Consider the following 20,978-nt stretch of genomic DNA (forward strand, 5'->3'; position numbering starts at 1 on the left):
CTGTTAACATCTATTTGTTAGACGATACTTAATTGATGTTCTTTTTTCCACATAGCTGCATATTTGCCCTCCTTAGCGATAAGACTTTGATGTGACCCTTCTTCAACGATTTGTCCTCCATCCACAACTAATATATTGTCTGCATTTTTAATAATGGAAAGTGTATGGGCAATCATCACAACTGTTTTTTTCTTTTTCAAAAGATTTTTAATCGCTTCTTTTACAGCTAACTCATTTTCGATATCTAACGAAGCGGTCGCTTCATCTAATAAAAGTATAGGACTGTCCTTTAAAATGGCACGTGCAATGGATATACGCTGCCTTTCACCACCAGATAACTTATTACCATTTTCCCCAATGATTGTGTCATAGCCATACTCCAACTTCTCAATAAAATCATGGCAGTTGGCCTCTTTTGCAGCATTAATAATTTCTTGTTTTGTTGCTTCTGGCTTTGTATAGCGAATATTATTTAATATCGTGTCATTAAACAAAAAAGTATCTTGATCAACCATTGAAATTTTTTGCATTACTTTTTCAGTAGCGATCGATTGAATCGTTTGCTGACCAATTAAAATATCACCACGATTAGGCTCATAATATTTTGTGATTAAATTTAAAATAGTTGATTTTCCCGAACCCGATGGCCCGACAATTGCTACAAACTGGGAAGACCCAATTTCAAAATTAATATCACGCAATATAGGTTCTTCTTGGCTATAGGCGAAATTCACATTGTGAAAAGCTATACTATATTGTTCAGGTTCAAAAAAGGCATCACTTGATGGCTCTTCCTCTGCATCTAATACAGCTTCAATTTGACGTTTGGCAATCATAAAATTTTTATAAGAGGTAAGGTCAATAAAAAGTGTGCCAAACAATTTACATGTAAATAAAGGGCTGATGCTAATTAGAAAGAAGGAAGAAGCCTCTAGATTTCCTGCCAACCATTGATGACCTGCTAAATAAAGAACAATCGGTAAACTGAACCAACAGAGAATACTAAATATCGTACCAATTGGAATTACTTTGATCTCATATACATAACTAATATCACTATAGGCTTTCATAGAATCAGTTGTTGCTTTATTTTTAACACCACCTAAACCAAATGATCGTAGCGTTTGAATACCATTAATATACTCCACTACATCACTTGTATTTTTTGTCATAATATTTTTCTTCTCGTTCCCGTATTTTTTTACCATTAAAAAGGACAAGTAAAGTGATGGTAATAATAATAAGCCTGAACATAAAAGAACTATTCCAGCAGATATCGAATGCGTTGCAACGAAGCCAATTAACAGTAAGCTAAACGAAGTATTTTTTATAATATCACCAATTTTATGAGTCAAAATATTTTCATAATTATTAACACTTGTTGTCGTTGCATTAATGTACTCGCCAATTTGTGCCTTCGTAAAGGAGGAAAGTGGTATTTTTTTCATTTTATCGCCCAGCGACAAGCGAAGAATTCTACTCACTTGCGCACCACCAATTTGCCCTCTCGTATAACCAAATGCATAGACAATTAAGCGAATAACAAAAACAGCACCTAATAATAATATAGTTTGAGTTAACATGCTCATCGTTAATTGCTCTGTAATTAAGGCTTTGATCGTGTAGTATAAAACGATAAAATTAAAACCAGCTAGCATCCCTTCGATGACATTGAAAACAACAGAAAGATAAAAAGAAATATTTTTTCTAAATGCATGTTTTTTGTCCATACTAAATTCTCCTTCATCCATTAATTACGCCTTGGCGTAATTGTACCCGTCGCTACGTAGGTAATTTTCTTCCAAATATGTGACATCTGCTGAACCAAGATAAATATCTTACAATTCATACGTAATTTCTCTAGCTTTGCTATAATCCTGCCAAACTTTTTTATATGAAGGGCATTCTTCTAGCATATCTTGATGTGTTCCACACGCTTGAATTGTTTCATTTTCGACAATGGCCACTCGATCACAATGCTTAATCATTCCAAGACGATGTGCAATGATAATAACCGTTTTACCTACACAAAGCTCAGCAATGGCCTGATCAATTTCGGCTTGATTTTCTGGGTCAGCTGCGGATGTGGCTTCATCCAATATTAGTATAGGCGCATTTTTTAAAATGGCACGTGCAATCGCAATACGCTGCTTTTCACCACCAGAAAATCTAATGCCAAAGCTCCCTACCTTCGTATCATAACCATCTGGTAATGAAATGATAAAATCATCAATTTGGGCCTTTTTTGCTGCTTCTCTTACTTCATCAAGTGTGGCGCTAGAACCCATAACAATATTTTCGAAAACGGTCCCACTCGTTAAAAATGTCTTTTGGAATACTATCGTTATATTTTTTAATAATTCCTCATACTCAATAGCCTTGACGTTTTGATTGCCGATTAACACTTCCCCTTGTTGAACATCATTAAAGCGTGAAATCAACTGGACAATTGTACTTTTCCCTGAACCTGAAGCACCGACAATAGCTATTTTTTCATTTTCAGCAATCGTTAGATTCACATTTTTTAAATGTTCTTTCTGCCCATCATAAGAGTAGTTAACATTTTTCAATTCAATAGTATAATTCTTTGGAAATGCTTGCCCTTGTTCAAAAACAGGTGTTTCTAAAAAAGTTACACATTTCTTTACAGCATTTAATACTTGTGCAAAGTTCATGCCTAATTCTTGTAGAGGGCGTAGTTCTGTTAAATACAATGAACCTACAAATGCAAAAAGAATAAAGACACTTCCTGTTAAGCTACCATTTAAGAACCACATGCCACCTATGGGCACCATTAGCAATAAACCGCACTCTATAATAATGATATAGCTCGCATATGGTGGGCCCATTTTCAAAGATATTTCTTTCCATGTCTTAAATTCATCATCTACAGCTTTAGCAAACTTTTGAAAAGATGAACTGCTCATGTTAAATGCCTTAATTAAACGCATGCCTTGAATATATTCGATAATGATTGCATTTAAATTAGCTATAGAACGTGCTGCACGATCCATCATTTGATTCGTACCACGAAACATGATGGCCATAACTGCTACTGCAATGATTAATGGAATAAACGAAATAAGCGCTAACGGTACATTTACCGTACATAAATAGATAAAGACAGCTATTGGACCACTCATATAAAAGATGAGCTCTGGTAAATGATGGGCTAAAAATAATTCTAATTTTTCGATTTCTTCATTTAATAATGTTTTAATTTCCCCTGTATTTCGTTCATTTAAAGAGCCTAATGGTACTTGTGCCATATGCTCTGTTACTTGACAACGCACTTTAAATAACGTTCGATAGGCTCCTTTATGCGAGAGAGTACCAGAAATAGCAAAGAGCCCAAATCGAACAATGATCGATGTAATCAAAAGTAATAAATTTTGAATTAATAAGGCTTCCGTTAAGGTATTGTGATAGACTTGCTCAATAATTTGATAAATAACGAAATAAGGTACAATTGTAGAAAGCCCACTAATTAAAGAACATAAAACCGATAAATATAAATATTTTTTATCTTTTCCTGCCCAAGAAAGAAGCATGAAGATCGGATTTTTATTTTGTAGTGCTTTTTCCATTGTTATTCAGCCCCTTCCTACACAATCATCTGAGTAATTTCACATTGTACTTTACTCAGCAGCCGCTAACCTTGCTGTAGAGTGAAAGCATCAATTGTATACTGCTGATTTTCTTTATTCAGTATATAATCGTCTTGCTTCTTTCCATCTTCAAAACGAAGAATACGATGACAGCAGGTCGCTATAAATTCCAGGTCATGTGTTATAACAAAAACAATTTTATTAGCCTCCGCTAAACTTTTTAAAATACTTGCCACCTTTTGCATACTGTCATAATCTAGTCCACTTGTCGGTTCATCAAATACTAAAATTTCCTTTTCACTTATTAAACTAGCCGCTACTGCAAGCCTTTGTTTTTGTCCACCTGATAATGTATTAGGGTGTCGTTCTGTCAACTCTAATAAATCCATCTCCTCCAATACCTGTTGTACTAAATTTGAATCAGGATTTTTCACCCCAAAGACACATTCCTTTTCGACTGTTTCAGCAAATAACTGATAATTAACATCTTGCATCACCAGATAGGAGAGTTGTGCTTGTTTTTTCGAAGTTAGTTTTTGTTTATTAAAATAAATATTTCCAGATGTTATTTTATGTAGACCACATAGCGATCTAGCAAAGGTCGTTTTCCCTGCCCCATTATGTCCTGTGATGGCAATAATTTCGCCGCTTTTGGCTGCAAAGTGTATATTTTCCAGTATATTTCTCTTTTTATGTGAAATCGTAACATCCTTCACAACAAGTTCATGGACTTTATGTTTAGCAGGCTGCTGTCGATGTTGAAACTGTACATTGCTTAAATAAAGCGTGCGTAGCCCCAATTGTTCCAGCTGTTGATTCGAAAGCTGTAAAAATTCCTTTTGTGTATAAGTTGATACAATTTGTCCCTTATTTAACACAATGGCAGTATCAATTAAATCTCTTAAATAATAAAGTCGATGTTCAGATATAATAATCGTCTTACCTTGCCTTTTTAGTAAGGCAATCATCTCCTTTAATTCTTCAATAGCAGCCGCATCTAAATTAGACGAAGGCTCATCTAGCACAAAAACATCTGGTGCAACAGCATAGACACTCGCAAAGGCAATCTTCTGCTTCTCACCACCTGATAAATGAAAAATATTACGACGACGAAGCTTTTCTAAACGAAGTTCCAATGTAATCTCTTGCATTCTTTCTTCCATCATTTCTTTTGGATATGCCATGTTTTCCATTCCAAATACAATCTCACTATCTGTATCAACGTTAAAAAACTGTGATCGTGGATTTTGAAAAACTGTCCCTACCTGTTCACTTAATTCATACATCTTTCTATTTTCTACAGGTAGATTATTTAACATCACTTGCCCTTTAAGTTGGCCGAAATAAAAATAAGGAATTAAACCGTTAATTGCTCTGATAATCGTTGTTTTCCCACAGCCACTTTTACCACATAATAAAATGCACTGTCCTCTTTTCACGTGAAAATTTATATTTTCGATACCTTCACTTTTCTCATCTGTATAATGGAATGAATATTGCTCGATTTTCAACATATGAACAGCCCTCCAAATACAAAAAACGTCAATACAAAAACGACAATACTATCGCTTAGTTGAAAATGTACATGTTGAAAGCAAGAGCGCTCTTTCGGGTTTTCAATTCCCCTCGCTATACTTGCAGCAGATAATTCATCAGCAATTTTGGATGCTGCCATCATTAAAGGAACATATATGCATTCAACCGTTTGCATAGGTTTTGTTAGAAAGCCTATGATGGAGGGAGAAATGCCCCTTAATTTCATCGCATCCTTTATATAGCGCCAATCTTCCCCAATCATAGGAAAATAGCGTAACATGACGGCTAATGGAATAATTACTTTTTTTGAAAGTCGTAGTTTTCCTAAGGCCGTCATAAATTCATTGATTTTGGTAGTCCCAACTAGTAACCCTCCCATGACAACACATGGAAAAATTTTTCTAATAAACATAGCAAACGAGACAAACATTAGCTCCCATGTACCAGATAAAAATCTTTCACTTATAAAGTGAATACCTAGAATAAATCCATATCCTAGCATCATTTTTATTGAAAATGACAACATACCCATCAATAGACAAAGACTAAATATGATGACCATTAATAGCAGTTCGTATTGAAAAGAAGGTGACAAAAACACCGCAACATTCACTAACAGTAGCAGGTATATTTTTGTTCTTGGATCAAGCTTGACGGTGGAAACTTGCATATGCACATTGCTCTGCTCATACATATAAATCTTCTCCCTTAATCTTAAAGTTTCACCACTCTAGCTATGCCAGTACCCCAGATTTCTCAAACTGTTTTTTCAATAATTTTTTCCCTAAAAAACCACTAATGAGTGCGCAGAGCATTGTACCAATAATCATTGCTGGTAGCATCCAGTTTTGGGCCGTTGTTAGCATCGTATCCATATAAGCTTGTTCTGTTCCTTGACCTACTAAATACTCCTTATATGCTTGTTGATTGAACCATAGCATTATGTAAGACCCCATAGGATGAAGTGAAAAAACAATATAACTCATCATATTAATCGTATTATTTTTATACTTGCCGATTGATGCAATGAATTCGCCTAGCAAAGCTAGTACTATACATGCTAATGACCATAACCAGTACATTCCTGTTACGAACGTAATAATCGCTATCAATATCCCCAAAATTAGTATTGGGCCAAATTTCGGTACTTTCGCTAGCATTAATAAATAAATAGGGCCCGTTAATAGGGCTGCACCCGCTGGCATTAAAAAAGTCAATACAGGGTTGGGTGCGAAAAAGGCTGACCCAATCATCATAAATATAAAGAAAAGCGCTGAGAAAATACCGACTGTTATTAAATCTTTCATCGTAAGCGTTTTTTGTTGCATCGTTTGTGTATACATATTTACATCACAATCCCTTTCTATTGTAATTTTTACTATAATTAGCATCTTTAATTGATAACGATTATCATTATCTATTATAATGAATAACAGTACATAAAAATATGCCCACACTGTGTTTACGTCTAATCAAGGAAAAGGAATGTCTAATTGAGGGAAGGGGAAAGCAAATGACTTTACAACATTTTGAACCTCTATTATTAAAAAATGGATTTTCACAAGATGATCAGAAGAGTAAATATAACGCCATAGGAACTACTTTCACAATTGATCCAGCTTTAGGTAACGGGTATTATTGGATATATCATGCCAAAGATATGTTTTCTATTCTTATTCATGATTTTTATTTTTTTGAGGATCATCGATTAGAATTAACGATGCCTGAGCTACTAACAATCACATACTACGAATCTATTTCAGGCGAGGAGCTTCATCCTTATCAACCATTAAAGTCTGGCTATATAAGAAGCTATTGGAGCAAAGGTGAACAATATAGTGCTATTATTCATAAAAATATTCCAGTACAATCAATTGGCATTGAGTTTACTGCTACATTTTGTGATCAATTTTTAGCATATAAATATGGTGAAAAATATGTGAATCCACGACAAGCGTTAACAACATTAAAAGCGACATCTACTTTTTCAGAGATGGTTATTCTCCTTCGACAAATAGCTGCTTATCGAGGTTCCGACCTAACTTCTGCCCTTTTTTATGAAGGAAAAGTATATGAAGCATTGGCTCTCATTATGGAACGAGCCCTTTCTGATAAAACATGTCATTGCTCACAAATTTCTAAAGAAGATATTCACCATATTGAGCATGTAGCCGCTCATATCGAAAATTACTATACGCTTCAACTAACATTAGATCATTTAACGAAAATTTCATGTATGGGTGCTACAAAATTAAAAAAGCTATTTAAAGAAGTGTATCATTGTACAATTACTGAATATATCCAAAAGCAACGAGTCCATCAGGCTGAGAAACTACTAGCTCATACAGAGCTTCCTATTAATGAGATTGCTCGGAAAGTAGGCTATCAAAGTGCCGGAAGGTTTTCAGAACTATTTAAACGTTATCTAGACCTCACACCTAAAGAATATAGACAGCAATTATCGAAAGGCTAAACGAATAGGAGGGTATAATTATTATAAAACTGGCTTTACTTTCAATTACAGATGTACACTTTGACATGTACCATTCGAAACTTACAGCTTTTATTTCCAATGAGAAAAAAAATAAACTTCAAAAATTTCACTATAAAGAAGACTACAAGCGAGGGCTATTTGGGGATATATTAGCTAGATATTTAATTTCAACAAATTTTAATATAGCTCCCTGTGCTATTGAATTTGCTAATAATTCGTATGGCAAACCTTTTATTAAAAATTTACCAAATGCCTTTTTCAATGTTTCTCATTCAGGAAATTATGTTTTGTGTGGTGTCAGTAATACAGAAATTGGCGTTGACATTGAAAAGCATCATTTATTGGATCTCAATCTTGCCCAGCATATATTCTCCTCTGAGGAATATAAGGATCTCATCACGTTATCGGACAAGGATCAATTAGATTATTTTTTTAAGCTTTGGACATTAAAGGAAGCCTACATCAAATACTTAGGCATTGGCTTATCAACGCCACTTCAATCTTTTTCTTTTAAAATAATGGATGGCACTATTCATTTCCATGGTAACCATTGTGACATTCTTTCTTTTTTATCCACCCATCTCGAAGGACAATATTCGCTTGCTTGCTGCTCTACTGAAGCTATTGAAGCAAATGCTATTGAATTATTATCTTTACAGACTATCATCACCTCTTTCAACAATAAGATGGTTTATGAATCTTGAATGCAATCCGTGGGGGCTTTCATCTCTCACGGATTATTTGCTTTCACCAATCGGACTTGTACAGGTTCTAACCAACGCAAAAAACCTCCTAACAATAATTTGTTAGGAGGTAAAACCCTATTATCGAAATTGAATATCATTTTTCACATCATTATGATGAATTTTGATGTTAATTAATACTACCTGTTGGGTATAATGTCGTTCCTCCAATGGAGACTTTGATTTCATTAGACATTGGAACATTATATTCATCAATAACCGTTCTCCACCATTCCCAGGCAAGACCTGTACACTCTCTTGCATAAATTCTTATATTTTTTGAATTAGCAGGAAGTGGTATTACTGTAGAGAAATGAGCTGTTTTGTCCTTCCAATTTCCATCCCAAGTTTTATGGGTTAATACTTCATTTCCATTTTCATCATAGGAAAATTCGTCCCAGGCTACTTCAAATTGAGCAACATATGCACCATAATGATCAAGGATGATCTTTCCTTTAGAATATTCTGTAGATGTCGTCTCAATATAATCTGTATTATTATGAACAGCAGCAATTGAATGATCCTTTAAGAAAACACTTGTATACGAAATTGGATATGCTGGATTTTTAAGACTAAATTCTGCATTATCTTTAATTATTCCTCGAATATCATTAAAGTCCTTTGAGACAATTTGATTATGCTTTTGTGAATCTCCTCCTAATACTACAGCCGTAAAGGAGCTTTCTTCAAAAATATCCTTGTACTGTGCACTAGTTTCTACATTCGTATTGACATTCTTCAGTAAGGCTTTAAAAGCAGCTTGTACATCCTTGCTCTTAGAGCTTGTTTCTAATTTCACATAAATTGTTCTACCATAAGCTACATTAGATACCATAACGGGAGGAGCATCATTACTTACCCCTTTACGCGTTAATTCTTCAAAATGGACACTATCATCAAAAAGGTCTGATGGATTGTTAGGTAGTTCAGCACTTACGGTATAAAATATTTGTTTGTATGCTGCAACCATCACTTTTTTCTCGCCGTTCGCAATCGCATTAAAGTCAATCCCTAGTGAATTGTCAAGAACTTGAGCGTTAACATTCAGAGCACTCGCTATTTGAGATTTGCTATAAACCATAGATTCAGAATATTGTAGTCTTGCAGGTAAAGTATGTGTTGTGGAATATTTCTCACTCCAAGTAGATACTAACTCATCTACTGCCCCAGACACATTACCATATGTTGGATTATCCACCGTTATAGTATTTTCCCTTTTCATGCCAGGTAAATCAATGCTAATATTTAGAGGTTTTCTTTTAGCTACCAATAAACTAGGTTGATTGTCTACAAAAGCTCGGTTTGCAAGTTGTAATGCTCCTGGATATGTACGATTCGCCATAGAATCAATAATTGAAATATCCACTGGTGAAGTTGTAAGTGATTTTTTGTTACGTTCAACTACTATAAATTTATTATTTGAGTTAATACCTTCTTTTGGAACAAAGCTATCAACCTTGTCACCATTCACTGCTAATACTTCCTTGTTATTGTAGTTCAAGTTTGCTATACCTGTATCAATGTCAGATATGCTTTTTTCACTAGATGTATTCGTATCAAGTGTTTCAGCAAAAGAAATACTAGGATAATTTATGATACATAAACTAAGAGATAAACATAATAAAAACTTGATTACTTTTTGAATTCCCAAATAAATCCACTCCTTTTATAGGAAATTATACCATACAAAATTAATTTTCAAAAATAGTATTTTGGTTTCATTTTTAACTTGCTATCTAGTATGTACTAATGACTATTGTGTAACATTTGCTATGATATCCTAACTATTCCCTCTTAAGTAAGCTATATTGGTTTGAGCAACGAAAAAAGCCTCCTAACATTGTCGTTAGAAGGCAAAACTATGGGAATTCTATTTAGTTCTTATCATTCAATCAATCAAATGTAATTTTATTGACTGCATCACGGTCTAATTTTTTAATAACTTCTACCATTAATTTAACAGCGTTATCATAATCATCACGATGTAGGATACCTGCATGTGAATGGATGTAGCGTGTCGCAATACCGATGGATAGTGCTGGTACGCCATTTGCTGTTACGTGGATGGAGCCAGCGTCTGTCCCACCGCCAGCCATCGCTTCAAATTGATATGGAATATTGTGCTCATCTGCTACATCTAATACGAATTCACGTAAGCCACGGTGTGATACCATAGATGCATCATACACAACGATTTGTGGGCCAGCACCCATCTTACTAGTTGATTCTTTAGCTGTAACACCTGGCGTGTCTCCTGCTACACCTACATCTACTGCAAATCCAATATCTGGTTGGATTTTATGTGTTGCTGTTTTAGCACCGCGAAGCCCCACTTCTTCTTGTACATTCCCTACTGAATAAAGAATGTTAGGATGCTTTTCATTTTGTAACGCTTTCATAACATCAATCGCAATAGCACAACCGATACGGTTATCCCAAGCTTTTGCTAATAGATACTTATCATTTTTCATAACATTAAATTCAAAGTATGGTGTTACCATATCGCCAGGACGCACGCCCCACTCAAGTACTTCATCTTTAGAAGCAGCACCAATATCAATAAACATATCTTTAATGTCTACTACTTTATTACGTACATCTGCAGGTAAAATATGAGGTGGTTTTGAACCAATAACCCCAATCACTTCATCACCCTTGCGAGTAGTAATCGTTACACGCTGTGCAAGCATTACTTGACTCCACCAGCCACCTACCGTTTGGAATTTGATAAAGCCTTTGTCATCGATTTGCGTTACCATGAAACCTACTTCATCTAAATGTCCTGCTACGACAATTTTAGGACCGTTTTCATCGCCTACTTTTTTAGCAATTACACTACCTAAGTTATCTGTTTCTACAGTGTCTGCATATGGTGCAATGTATTTTTTCATGACCTCACGAGGTGCACGCTCATTACCTGCAATACCATTCGCATCTGTTAAATCTTTAAACATTTGTAATGTTGAATCTAGTTGTGTCATCCTTTTGCCTCCTACTTCTCGTATCTACTTTATTATACTTCGTTTACCGAAATATTCCTAGCTTAATCGTCTGAAAATTAGTGTATTTCTTACTTTAATATCCTGAACGCTGACGCTGGTAATTTTCTTGGTTTTTCTCAATATAAGCGCCAACCACGTCCTCAAATGTAAAACTGAGGTTATACGCGAGTACCCCGTAGCATTGCCAAATGGCTAAGTAGCGCTCCTTGGTAGGTTGCTGAATAAATGTTAAAATAGCACTTTGTGTCTCTAAAAAAATGGCTGTTAAATCTCGATTTTCTTCTACCACAGGCCACTTTTCAATCGATGTATAGCCCTTTAATAAGCCAAGCGATAAGATAAAGTGAATAGAATCCACATATTCTTCTAAAATAACCTCACGTGCTGAAGGCCCCTTTGTGCTCCAAAACTTAAAGCAGCGCGTTTCATTCGCAAGCTCTGCTAACTCTACCATTAAGGCTAAGCCCTTTTCCTGAAACACATCTTGCTGAATATTTTGTGTTTGCTCGATAAAATCATCCAGCTCTTGTTGCATTGTAAACAATTGTTGTAAATTCATTTTTATCTCCTAAATTTCTAAAAAAATATTTTAAATAAAATGAAACTATTTGACCTCTCTAATCGTATAGGAAAGAATAACCTTTCTTCAAGGGGGAAAATTTAAAAATGTTGCCGTTACTAATTCGACTTGCTGTGATAGCGCTTATTATCTATGTATTTTATAAAGCGATTCGTTATATAACCGATCCTAAACGCAAACTTGATGAAGCCTATGAAAAAGGCCAATATTATTTTTACGATGACGTTAAAAATGTGCGAAAGAATTTCTTCATTTCCTATAAGGGTGCTCTTTTTGAAGGTGAAAAATACCTAGGCACGACAGAGGATGCTTTCGAGGTTGTGACTATTTTTGTCGGTGCGCGTGACGCTGCGACGCTGCAAGGCCTCTCCAAAAGCGACTTTGAATATTTACAGCAGGAAATTTTATTGAACTATCCAAACGCAAAAATTAATTGGAAGCAGCCCATTGAACAGCTTATGCGGAACACATCCCCATCATGAGGATGTGTTTTTAATTCATGTCAATTATGACCACAATTGTACAATGATAAAAATTTGAATGGCTGCTAATAGTGGAAAACCAAATGCAAAACGATTGTGGCGTGTTTTATGGCGGAATAAATACATACCTAGCACGCCACCTCCTGCCCCTCCTGCTATGGCAAGCGTAAACAACGTGCGCTCCGCAATACGCCATTCATGTTTTTTAGCACGTGATTTATCCATACCCATTAAAATGAGCAGCACAATCGATACAATGCTCATATACGCTAATAATGCTTGTCCCATTTCTTACTCCTTTATCTAGAAAACGTTATACTACTAATCTAACACAAAAAAGACTGATGGAAAAATCCATCAGTCTTTTTTAACACCTGTCGCTTATGCTTTCGGTGCAGAAATAATAGTTGACTACGTCAACTATTATTTAGCTACTGCTTTTTTAGCAGCGTCTGCTAGTTGAGTGAATGCTGCAGCATCTGTTACAGCAAGGTCAGCTAACATTTTACGGTTAACTTCGATACCAGCAACTTTTAAACCGTGCATTAAACGGCTGTAAGAAAGACCGTTCATACGAGCAGCTGCATTGATACGAGTGATCCATAATTTACGGAAATCACGTTTTTTCTGACGACGGTCACGGTATGCATATTGACCTGACTTCATTACCGCTTGGTTAGCAACTTTATATAATGTATGTTTTGAACCATAGTAACCTTTAGCTAATTTTAATACTTTTTTACGACGTTTGCGCGTCACTGTTCCGCCTTTTACGCGTGGCATATGAATTACCTCCTGCTTTTCATTTAAAAATGAATGTTAGTATTTTTGTAGTCAATTATTTCATGTAAACAAGTAAAGATTTGATGCGTTTGAAGTCACCAGATGAAACGATGTTTGCTTTACGTAAGTGACGTTTTTGTTTCGTAGATTTGTTTGCGAATAAGTGGCTTCCATAAGCACGGTCATATTTTAATTTACCTGAACCCGTTTTTTTGAAACGTTTCGCAGCTCCACGGTGAGTTTTCATTTTTGGCATGTCGAATTCCTCCTAAACTGTTCGTCTAATATTATTTCTCGTTCTTTGGTTGAAGAACTAAGAACATGCTTCGGCCTTCCATCTTCGGTTTTTGTTCTACCGTTGATACTTCAGCACAAGCTTCAGCAAAACGATCTAACACACGTTGACCAATGTCTTTATGTGTAATCGCACGACCTTTGAAACGTAAGCTACATTTTACTTTATCGCCTTTTTCAAGGAATTTAATCGCATTACGTAACTTCGTTTGGAAATCATGCTCATCGATTGATGGGCTCAAACGAACCTCTTTCATGACGATGACCTTTTGATTTTTACGAATTTCACGGTCTTTCTTTTGCTGTTCAAACTTAAATTTACCATAGTCCATGATACGAGCGACTGGCGGCTTGGCTTGAGGGGCCACAAGGACAAGATCCAAGTTTACACGAGTGGCGATTTCTAGCGCTTCATTACGTGTCTTTACACCAAGCTGGTCACCATTGTGATCGATTAATCGAAGTTCACGTGCGCGAATGCCTTCGTTTACATACATGTCTTTGCTAATAGTAATCCACCTCCAAGTAGTTGTCGCGAATACATGGTTTGGGCAAAGTCTTGCCCGGTTGAACGGTACATCCTCTTGTCATGTCCATAAAAAAAGGACGGACATTTTTGAAGATGTCCGCCCGCTATATGTGCATGCGCAAGTCTACGCAAAACAATTCAACGTGTCATACCTGTTCACAGCCTTTAAAGCGTTGTATCAGGTGAGAAGCGGGCAGCCTCTACTTCAACCACAAACTTTGTATTCATTAACCTTAACTATATTAGCATGTATATGATAAGCTGTCAAATGTTTATTTTCTTATCACTACTAGCTTGACCTAAATGTAAATGTTCTATACAAAAACAAGATTCATTTTACACAGAAACCCTCACTTTGGCAAGCGTACTTTGTTATGAAAGCTTATTTTGTAATTTCGGCTTTTATAGTTGCTAGGAAATCCTCAAAGCTAATTGTTTCGGAATCTTTTGAGCCATAGCGTCGAACATTTACGCCATTTGCCTCTACTTCCTTGTCACCAATTACTAGCATATACGGAATCTTTTTCATTTGTGCTTCACGGATTTTATAGCCTAATTTCTCTTCACGATCATCCATTTCCACACGCAAGCCAGCTGCTGTTAATTGCTCTTCAATTTGTTTTGCATAGTCGAAGTGCGCTTCATTCGATACTGGAATAACTTCTACTTGTACTGGTGCTAACCAAGTTGGGAATGCCCCTTTGTATTCTTCAATTAAGAAGGCAACGAAACGTTCCATTGTTGATACAACTCCACGGTGAATAACAACTGGACGATGTGGTTTTCCATCTTCCCCAACATACGTTAAGTCAAATCGCTCTGGTAATAAGAAGTCTAATTGAACTGTAGATAAAGTTTCTTCTTTACCAATCGCTGTTTTTACTTGAACGTCAAGTTTAGGACCATAGAATGCCGCTTCACCTTCTGCTTCGAAGTAATCTAAGCCAAGCTCATCCATTGCTTCTTTTAACATGCTTTGTGCTCTTTCCCACATTGCATCATCATCGAAGTATTTTTCAGTATCTGCTGGGTCGCGATAAGATAAACGGAATGAGTAATCATTTAAATCGAAATCTTTATAAACCTCTAAAATTAACTGTACTACTTTTTGGAACTCCGCTTTAATTTGATCTGGACGAACAAAAATATGTGCATCGTTTAAAGTCATTCCTCGTACACGTTGTAAACCTGAAACCGCTCCTGACATTTCATAACGGTGCATTGTACCAAGCTCTGCAATACGTAATGGTAGGTTACGATAAGAATGCATGCTGTTTTTGTATACCATCATATGGTGAGGACAGTTCATCGGACGCATAATTAATGTCTCGTTATCCATCTCCATTGGTGGGAAAATAGAATCTTGGTAATGATCCCAGTGACCCGAAGTTTGATAAAGCTCTTTCGAACCTAGTACAGGTGTATAAACATGTTTATAACCTAGTGATAATTCTTTATCGACAATATAACGTTCAATAACACGACGGATTGTTGCACCATTTGGTAACCAAAGTGGTAAACCTTGACCTACTTTTTGAGAAGTTGTAAACAGTTCTAACTCTTTTCCGATTTTACGGTGATCACGTTCTTTTGCTTCTTCTAGCATTTGTAGGTGATGTTTTAATTCTTCTTTTTTGAAGAACGCTGTACCATAAATACGTTGTAGCATTTTGTTATCAGAGTTCCCTCTCCAATATGCACCTGCTAATGATAACAGCTTGAATTCACGTAGTTTCCCAGTTGATGGTACATGAATACCACGGCAAAGATCGAAAAACTCGCCTTGATAATAAATAGATACTTGCTCATCTGCTGGAATGGCCTCAAGTAATTCTAATTTGTATTCATCGCCAATCTCCTCATAGATTGCTTGTGCTTCGGCACGGCTTACATTTTTACGTTCTACCTCTAGGTTTTCAGCAATAATTTTTTTCATTTCTTTTTCAATTGTTGGCAAATCTTCAGCAGTAATTGGTGTTGGTGAGTCAATATCATAGTAGAAACCACCTTCAATGACTGGGCCAATACCAAGCTTCACATCTGGGAATAGACGTTTAATAGCTTGTGCTGTTAAATGGGCAGTAGAGTGACGTAAAATTTCAAGTGCTTCCACATCATCTTGTGTAATAATCGCAATTGTTGCATCCTCTTCAATTGGTGCTTTTAAATCTACTAACACACCATTGATTTTACCGGCATAAGCTTTTTTACGTAAGCCAGGGCTAATAGATAATGCTACATCATCAGTTGATGTACCTTTTGCAAATTCCTTTACAGCGCCATCTGGGAAAGTTAATTTAATCATTTCTGACATATTCTTTGCACTCCTTCATTTTGTTGAATACATAATGCTTGATAATTAGCTTGAGTCATTGTTTGTGTGACTTCGGCTTGAATTGAGCGGGGTCCTACTCGGTTAGAGTGGAGACATTACTTTCATGAGCTACTTCTTTCCTTTTATGAGTGGAGCCACCATTTCCCACAACGATTTCAATGAAATCTGAGACAAATAAAAAAGCCCCGTCCCTACGAAAGGGACGAAGCGTATGCTCGTGGTTCCACCCTTCTTCCTTCCGACTTATCCAAAGTCAGACGAAGCTCAAGGCTAGCTAACGGGCTAGGGACCGGCGAAAGATTATCCCTTTCGCTGCTCAGTAGGTAGTAAATGATGTGCTCACACTAGGAAGTTTTCAGCCAATGACTTCCCTCTCTATAAGCCGATACACAAAATTCATGTCCTCATCAATGCATATTGATATTAAGTATATGAGTCAGTATACGCTCGATTGTCGAAAAATGCAACTATCAATGCCATGTTACATTCTACGATTATTACCTCGCATTTCAATAGGCTCAGTCAAGGCTTTTATTCGTTCCATAATACGTCCTGCCTTTACAACCTCGATATCACCTTTTTGTGACTGTGCTAAATGATGCTCTAATTCATCGTAATTAAAATTAGATGTAATAAACGTTGGCAATTGCTCTGCCATACGATAATGGAAAATAGTTCCTAATATTTCATCTCGTGTCCAAGCCGTCATTGTTTCTGCGCCTAAATCATCTAGCATTAAAACAGGAGCTTTTTTTATATAATCAATTTTCTCGTTCAAGGTATTGTCGCCAATGGCGTTTTTCATTTCTCGTAAAAACTCTGGAACAAAAACCACAACAGAGCGAATTTTAGTGGACGCTAATTCATTAGCTAGTGCTCCAAGTACAAAAGATTTCCCTACACCAAATTTACCGTATAAGTAAAAACCTTTTGAAGGTAATTGACCTGTTTCTTTTGTCATTTTTACAAATTGAGCTGCCTTTTGTGCAATTGTCACACGTGATTCATCATCAATACTTAAATCTTGAATAGTTGCTTGAAGCACGTCTTTTGGCATGTGCATACTGGCAATCATATTCGCAACATCTCGACGTTCTTCTTCTCTGATTTTTTGCTCACAGCGTACATAGTCCATTTCAATAGAATTCCGTACTACCCTTAATGTAGGAAGGAAGCCTTTTAAATAGTTTGTACAATGTTCAGTATTGTCACAGCCACAGCACTCAGTAGATTGACTAATAAACTCATGAAGCTTAGGTAAATTTCGCTCTATATTGTCATAGTTTAATTCATCTGCATGCTGAGCTAGAAATTCCTGCACACGTGGATGTTCTAAAATTTCACGTCGCATTGCTTCATAGCGTTCTTGAAACGAGGGTACATTAATTGCTCGTTTTAATGGTCCATTTATAGGTTCGATAGTTGTTCACCTTCTTTACTATTCACTTTTTCCTAGCATCTCTAATATTTTCTGTCGCTCTTTTTCAAAATCTATTGTGCTAGAAGTAGATTCCTCTTGTTTTTCATTCCGTTTATAGAACCATTCAGGCACTTTTTCTTCACGTTGCTGTCCTGAACGTCTTTTGTTTTGCTGATTCGTTTTACTTGTAGTCTGTGGCTTATTTTTCCAAGCCGTATATTTATCATGCTCTTGACGTGCAAGCTCCATAGCTTCCTTGGCTGTTTGAACATTTTTACGTACCCAGTGATCCGCAATCGTTTCCACATATTTTTTTGGCAGCTTCATATCTGTCGTTAGCATAACGTATTCTAACAAAGCATTGACCACTCCAATAGGCATACCATGCTGAACGATTAAATTTTCCGCTAGCTGGACAGAAGTTTGCAAAGGCTCTTTTCCATTATTAATATCACGTAACACTTGTACAGGTGCTGTCGTTTCTAAATAGTGTTGGAGCTCTTGATCCTTCGTTTTTTGCCCTGCTTCTGCTGCTGGTAATGGTTCAGTTACCCGTGCTAATTTTGGCGGCTCCTTTGACACGGTTAATTTATAAAAATCGGCAGCGGCCTTACGTAAACGTTCCTGGGAAATTCCTAAATCATCATCCAAAGCAAGAATCACAACTTTTTGCATATCAAGGGCCGTTAAATGATATAAAAACGCCAGTTTTGCTATCGCTTCACGTACTTCTAATGTCAGCAAATTGGAAGGTACCAATTGCTCTGACAAACCTGCTTGTAATAGCTCAAAATCAAATTGCTCCAAATAAAAAGGATATACTTTCGGTTGTTTATCCTTATGACTCGTATCTACTTGTATATCTGCTGGAATATTAGCGTGAACAGGCTTAAAGACATCAATAAAGGCACGGGACACATCCTTAAGCTCCGTATCCTTTATTGGTGACATAAAGCGCTGACGTAAATTTCGATAGGCCTGTTCGCCAATTTTGCTAAACAAAAACATCGACAGCAACGGGTCTTTCATAAAGCTATCTGCATCTAGTGGGCGCTGTAGCTCATATAAAAAACTACGCTCACCAGCATTTTCCTTTTTCCATGTACGCAGCAAACCAATTGCCTCTAGTGCAATACGAGCTTCAAACACTTTACCAATGGGCAATCCAAGCACATTCATTAAATAATAATGTGTCATTTGTTGTTTTGGCATTTGCTCTGCTTCCGCCCATAATGTTAAATAAAGGCTGATTGGCTCTGAACCCGTTAATGGTTGATAAAATAATGTAACTAATTGACGCTCCTGTGTAGAAAATGCATGAGGTAGACGAATGTCGAAAGGATCGCCAGGCTGCAATTCCTTATATAAATGAATCAACGTCATTCATCCTCTCTGTTTGCTATAATTTCTTCTCCGTCTGACGTTGAATAATGTCCTTTATTTCCTCAATAAAGACATTGATATCTTTAAACTGACGGTAAACCGATGCAAAACGCACATAAGCGACCTCATCGATTTTGGCTAGGCGGTCCATTACCATTTCACCAACATCTTCTGAACGTACTTCTGAATTTCCAATACGGCGAAGATCCTTTTCAATTGACAGGACAAGCTCCTCCAGTACATCAAGCGCCACTGGACGTTTTTCACAAGCACGAATAAGCCCACGAAGTACCTTCTCACGGCTAAACTCCTCTCGTGAACCTTCCTTTTTCACTACAACTAATGGTGTTTCTTCAATCTTTTCAAACGTTGTAAAACGGAAGCCACATGACTCACATTCACGACGTCTACGAATTTCTTTGTTATCATCTACTGGCCTCGAATCCACAACACGCGTTCCGTTAAATTGGCAAGATGGACATCTCATATAATTACTCTCCTGATTTACAACATTTTAATATTTCTATTATAACAAATTTCCTACATGTAAGAAAAGTGCATTCATGTTTGTGTGCTCATGATAAACCTAAAGAACCTAAAGCACAAGGAAAGTTTCTCCAAAAAAAGAGCACATTGAAACCATGTCGATTTCAATGTGCTCTCTATAAAAAATTATTACGCGTTTACTGTCTCTAAAGCATTCGCCACTTTTTTCACAAGGTCTACAACACGTGCAGAGTAGCCCCACTCGTTGTCATACCAAGCAAGTACTTTCACTTTGCGATTGCCTAAAACCATTGTAGAAAGTCCATCAACTGTTGAAGAGTAAGTAGTTGTATTGTAATCAGCAGATACTAATGGTTCTACTGAGAAGTTGAGAATGCCCTTCATTGGCCCCTCTGTTGCAGCTTTTACGAATGCTGCATTGACAGAGTCAACTGTGACATCCGTATTTAAATCTACTACAAGGTCTACTAAAGATACGTTTGGTGTAGGAACGCGAAGTGCCATACCATGAATTTTACCTTCTAATTCAGGTAAAACTAATTTCAATGCTTTTGCAGCACCTGTAGATGTTGGAATAATAGATTGTGCGCAGCCGCGTGCACGACGTAAATCTTTATGTGGATTGTCTAAGTTCTTTTGGTCGTTTGTATATGCATGAACCGTTGTCATTAAGCCATTTTCAATGCCAAATGTGTCATTCAATACTTTTGCAACTGGCGCTAAGCAGTTTGTTGTACAAGAAGCATTTGAAATAACATCATGTTTCGCAATATCGAGTTTGTCATCATTTACACCTAAAACAATTGTGACATCTTCGTTTTTACCAGGTGCTGTTAGGATTACTTTTTTTGCCCCAGCCTCTAAGTGCATAGCTGCTTTATCACGCTCATTAAATTTACCAGTAGCTTCAATAACAATATCTACACCCATTTCAGCCCAAGGTAATTTTAATGGATCACGTTCACTAATAATTTGAACACGTTTACCATTTACAACTAAAGCATCGCCTGCTGGTTCTACCGTACCCTCAAATGTTCCGTGATTTGTGTCATACTTAATCAAATGTGCTAACGTTTCTGCTGGATAGCTTGCATTAATTGCAACGATGTTTAAACCTTGTTGTACGATAGCCTGGCGGAAAACCATACGTCCGATACGCCCGAAACCATTAATAGCAATTGATACTGTCATTTATAATATCCTCCCGTGAGTACAAACTCAAATTAATTAATTATATACTTTATGGTGATTAGTATAACACAATTTTAAAAAAGATGAACAT

Annotated in this window: 20 protein-coding genes; 3 read left to right on the forward strand and 17 right to left on the reverse strand. The window is 36.5% G+C overall.

All coding sequences use genetic code 11. The annotated features are described in order from the left end of the window. Positions 1–17: 17 nt before the first annotated feature. The 5 genes from AC6BKE_RS24220 to AC6BKE_RS24240 form a co-directional block, all read right to left on the reverse strand. Positions 18–1,730 carry an ABC transporter ATP-binding protein gene (locus tag AC6BKE_RS24220; protein ID WP_499858178.1) on the reverse strand — a complete coding sequence of 571 codons (1,713 nt, stop codon included), beginning with the start codon at positions 1,728–1,730 and terminating at the stop codon, positions 18–20. A gap of 108 nt (positions 1,731–1,838) precedes the next feature. After that, positions 1,839–3,587 (reverse strand): ABC transporter ATP-binding protein, encoded by a 1,749-nt coding sequence (locus tag AC6BKE_RS24225; protein WP_330493079.1) that lies wholly within the window; start codon positions 3,585–3,587, stop codon positions 1,839–1,841. Positions 3,588–3,652: 65 nt separating this feature from the next. Next, positions 3,653–5,122 carry an ABC transporter ATP-binding protein gene (locus AC6BKE_RS24230; RefSeq protein WP_499858179.1) on the reverse strand — a complete coding sequence of 490 codons (1,470 nt, stop codon included), beginning with the start codon at positions 5,120–5,122 and terminating at the stop codon, positions 3,653–3,655. Beyond that, the gene (locus AC6BKE_RS24235) at positions 5,116–5,838 is read right to left on the reverse strand and encodes an energy-coupling factor transporter transmembrane component T (RefSeq protein WP_051891635.1); all 723 of its coding nucleotides are present in this window, start codon (positions 5,836–5,838) and stop codon (positions 5,116–5,118) included. Before AC6BKE_RS24235 ends, AC6BKE_RS24230 begins: the two co-directional genes overlap by 7 nt. 40 nt (positions 5,839–5,878) lie before the next feature. Beyond that, the gene (locus AC6BKE_RS24240) at positions 5,879–6,601 is read right to left on the reverse strand and encodes an MptD family putative ECF transporter S component (RefSeq protein ID WP_244504859.1); all 723 of its coding nucleotides are present in this window, start codon (positions 6,599–6,601) and stop codon (positions 5,879–5,881) included. A 56-nt stretch (positions 6,602–6,657) separates the two neighbouring features. Here AC6BKE_RS24240 and AC6BKE_RS24245 point away from each other — a divergent pair, with 56 nt between their 5' ends. Both AC6BKE_RS24245 and AC6BKE_RS24250 read left to right on the forward strand, forming a co-directional pair. Further along, positions 6,658–7,617: a helix-turn-helix transcriptional regulator gene (locus tag AC6BKE_RS24245; RefSeq protein WP_499858180.1), complete on the forward strand. Its 960-nt coding sequence runs from the start codon at positions 6,658–6,660 to the stop codon at positions 7,615–7,617. 65 nt (positions 7,618–7,682) lie between these two features. Continuing rightward, positions 7,683–8,342: a 4'-phosphopantetheinyl transferase family protein gene (locus AC6BKE_RS24250; RefSeq protein ID WP_499858181.1), complete on the forward strand. Its 660-nt coding sequence runs from the start codon at positions 7,683–7,685 to the stop codon at positions 8,340–8,342. A 169-nt stretch (positions 8,343–8,511) separates the two neighbouring features. Here the strand turns inward: AC6BKE_RS24250 and AC6BKE_RS24255 are convergent, their stop codons facing one another. The 3 genes from AC6BKE_RS24255 to AC6BKE_RS24265 all read right to left on the reverse strand — a co-directional run bounded on the left by AC6BKE_RS24255 (position 8,512) and on the right by AC6BKE_RS24265 (position 11,942). Then, a complete protein-coding gene (locus AC6BKE_RS24255) occupies positions 8,512–10,032 on the reverse strand; it encodes a thiol-activated cytolysin family protein (RefSeq protein ID WP_445238353.1) in 1,521 nt (506 codons plus the stop codon). A gap of 241 nt (positions 10,033–10,273) precedes the next feature. Continuing rightward, complete coding sequence (locus AC6BKE_RS24260) at positions 10,274–11,362, reverse strand: M42 family metallopeptidase (protein WP_036121625.1); 1,089 nt, start codon at positions 11,360–11,362, stop codon at positions 10,274–10,276. Between the two features lie 94 nt (positions 11,363–11,456). Then, entirely contained in the window at positions 11,457–11,942 is a 486-nt protein-coding gene (locus AC6BKE_RS24265) for a dUTP diphosphatase (RefSeq protein WP_036121628.1), read from the reverse strand. Positions 11,943–12,049: 107 nt separating this feature from the next. Between AC6BKE_RS24265 and AC6BKE_RS24270 the strand changes: the two genes are divergently transcribed. Continuing rightward, the gene (locus AC6BKE_RS24270) at positions 12,050–12,445 is read left to right on the forward strand and encodes a hypothetical protein (RefSeq protein ID WP_036121631.1); all 396 of its coding nucleotides are present in this window, start codon (positions 12,050–12,052) and stop codon (positions 12,443–12,445) included. 24 nt (positions 12,446–12,469) lie between these two features. Here AC6BKE_RS24270 and AC6BKE_RS24275 read toward each other — a convergent pair whose 3' ends face one another. The 9 genes from AC6BKE_RS24275 to AC6BKE_RS24315 form a co-directional block, all read right to left on the reverse strand. Then, positions 12,470–12,733, reverse strand: a complete 264-nt coding sequence (locus AC6BKE_RS24275) for a DUF1294 domain-containing protein (protein WP_058843380.1) — start codon at positions 12,731–12,733, stop codon at positions 12,470–12,472. A gap of 135 nt (positions 12,734–12,868) precedes the next feature. Beyond that, entirely contained in the window at positions 12,869–13,228 is a 360-nt protein-coding gene (gene rplT, locus AC6BKE_RS24280) for a 50S ribosomal protein L20 (protein ID WP_004226314.1), read from the reverse strand. A 55-nt stretch (positions 13,229–13,283) separates the two neighbouring features. Continuing rightward, a complete protein-coding gene (gene rpmI, locus AC6BKE_RS24285) occupies positions 13,284–13,484 on the reverse strand; it encodes a 50S ribosomal protein L35 (protein WP_004226312.1) in 201 nt (66 codons plus the stop codon). A 31-nt stretch (positions 13,485–13,515) separates the two neighbouring features. Next, on the reverse strand, positions 13,516–14,019 hold the full coding sequence (gene infC, locus AC6BKE_RS24290; RefSeq protein ID WP_025114499.1) for a translation initiation factor IF-3: 504 nt from the start codon (positions 14,017–14,019) through the stop codon (positions 13,516–13,518). Positions 14,020–14,433: 414 nt separating this feature from the next. Continuing rightward, the gene (gene thrS / locus AC6BKE_RS24295) at positions 14,434–16,365 is read right to left on the reverse strand and encodes a threonine--tRNA ligase (RefSeq protein ID WP_036118963.1); all 1,932 of its coding nucleotides are present in this window, start codon (positions 16,363–16,365) and stop codon (positions 14,434–14,436) included. A gap of 502 nt (positions 16,366–16,867) precedes the next feature. Beyond that, entirely contained in the window at positions 16,868–17,797 is a 930-nt protein-coding gene (gene dnaI, locus AC6BKE_RS24300) for a primosomal protein DnaI (protein WP_255358782.1), read from the reverse strand. 27 nt (positions 17,798–17,824) lie between these two features. After that, positions 17,825–19,189 (reverse strand): replication initiation and membrane attachment family protein, encoded by a 1,365-nt coding sequence (locus AC6BKE_RS24305; protein WP_036118960.1) that lies wholly within the window; start codon positions 19,187–19,189, stop codon positions 17,825–17,827. A gap of 16 nt (positions 19,190–19,205) precedes the next feature. Next, entirely contained in the window at positions 19,206–19,676 is a 471-nt protein-coding gene (gene nrdR, locus AC6BKE_RS24310; RefSeq protein WP_036118958.1) for a transcriptional regulator NrdR, read from the reverse strand. 188 nt (positions 19,677–19,864) lie between these two features. After that, positions 19,865–20,887: a glyceraldehyde-3-phosphate dehydrogenase gene (locus tag AC6BKE_RS24315; protein ID WP_036118955.1), complete on the reverse strand. Its 1,023-nt coding sequence runs from the start codon at positions 20,885–20,887 to the stop codon at positions 19,865–19,867. Positions 20,888–20,978 lie beyond the last annotated feature (91 nt).

This window comes from Lysinibacillus sp. COL-1, assembly GCF_059814265.1.

Bases quoted from the DNA above. Each gene is read 5' to 3' on its own strand.
- AC6BKE_RS24220 (WP_499858178.1), bottom strand. From the start codon at position 1,730: ATGGACAAAAAACATGCATTTAGAAAAAATATTTCTTTTTATCTTTCT.
- AC6BKE_RS24225 (WP_330493079.1), bottom strand. From the start codon at position 3,587: ATGGAAAAAGCACTACAAAATAAAAATCCGATCTTCATGCTTCTTTCT.
- AC6BKE_RS24230 (WP_499858179.1), bottom strand. From the start codon at position 5,122: ATGTTGAAAATCGAGCAATATTCATTCCATTATACAGATGAGAAAAGT.
- AC6BKE_RS24235 (WP_051891635.1), bottom strand. From the start codon at position 5,838: ATGTATGAGCAGAGCAATGTGCATATGCAAGTTTCCACCGTCAAGCTT.
- AC6BKE_RS24245 (WP_499858180.1), top strand. From the start codon at position 6,658: ATGACTTTACAACATTTTGAACCTCTATTATTAAAAAATGGATTTTCA.
- AC6BKE_RS24250 (WP_499858181.1), top strand. From the start codon at position 7,683: ATGTACCATTCGAAACTTACAGCTTTTATTTCCAATGAGAAAAAAAAT.
- AC6BKE_RS24260 (WP_036121625.1), bottom strand. From the start codon at position 11,362: ATGACACAACTAGATTCAACATTACAAATGTTTAAAGATTTAACAGAT.
- AC6BKE_RS24265 (WP_036121628.1), bottom strand. From the start codon at position 11,942: ATGAATTTACAACAATTGTTTACAATGCAACAAGAGCTGGATGATTTT.
- AC6BKE_RS24270 (WP_036121631.1), top strand. From the start codon at position 12,050: ATGTTGCCGTTACTAATTCGACTTGCTGTGATAGCGCTTATTATCTAT.
- AC6BKE_RS24275 (WP_058843380.1), bottom strand. From the start codon at position 12,733: ATGGGACAAGCATTATTAGCGTATATGAGCATTGTATCGATTGTGCTG.
- rplT (WP_004226314.1), bottom strand. From the start codon at position 13,228: ATGCCACGCGTAAAAGGCGGAACAGTGACGCGCAAACGTCGTAAAAAA.
- rpmI (WP_004226312.1), bottom strand. From the start codon at position 13,484: ATGCCAAAAATGAAAACTCACCGTGGAGCTGCGAAACGTTTCAAAAAA.
- infC (WP_025114499.1), bottom strand. From the start codon at position 14,019: ATGTATGTAAACGAAGGCATTCGCGCACGTGAACTTCGATTAATCGAT.
- thrS (WP_036118963.1), bottom strand. From the start codon at position 16,365: ATGTCAGAAATGATTAAATTAACTTTCCCAGATGGCGCTGTAAAGGAA.
- AC6BKE_RS24305 (WP_036118960.1), bottom strand. From the start codon at position 19,189: ATGACGTTGATTCATTTATATAAGGAATTGCAGCCTGGCGATCCTTTC.
- nrdR (WP_036118958.1), bottom strand. From the start codon at position 19,676: ATGAGATGTCCATCTTGCCAATTTAACGGAACGCGTGTTGTGGATTCG.
- AC6BKE_RS24315 (WP_036118955.1), bottom strand. From the start codon at position 20,887: ATGACAGTATCAATTGCTATTAATGGTTTCGGGCGTATCGGACGTATG.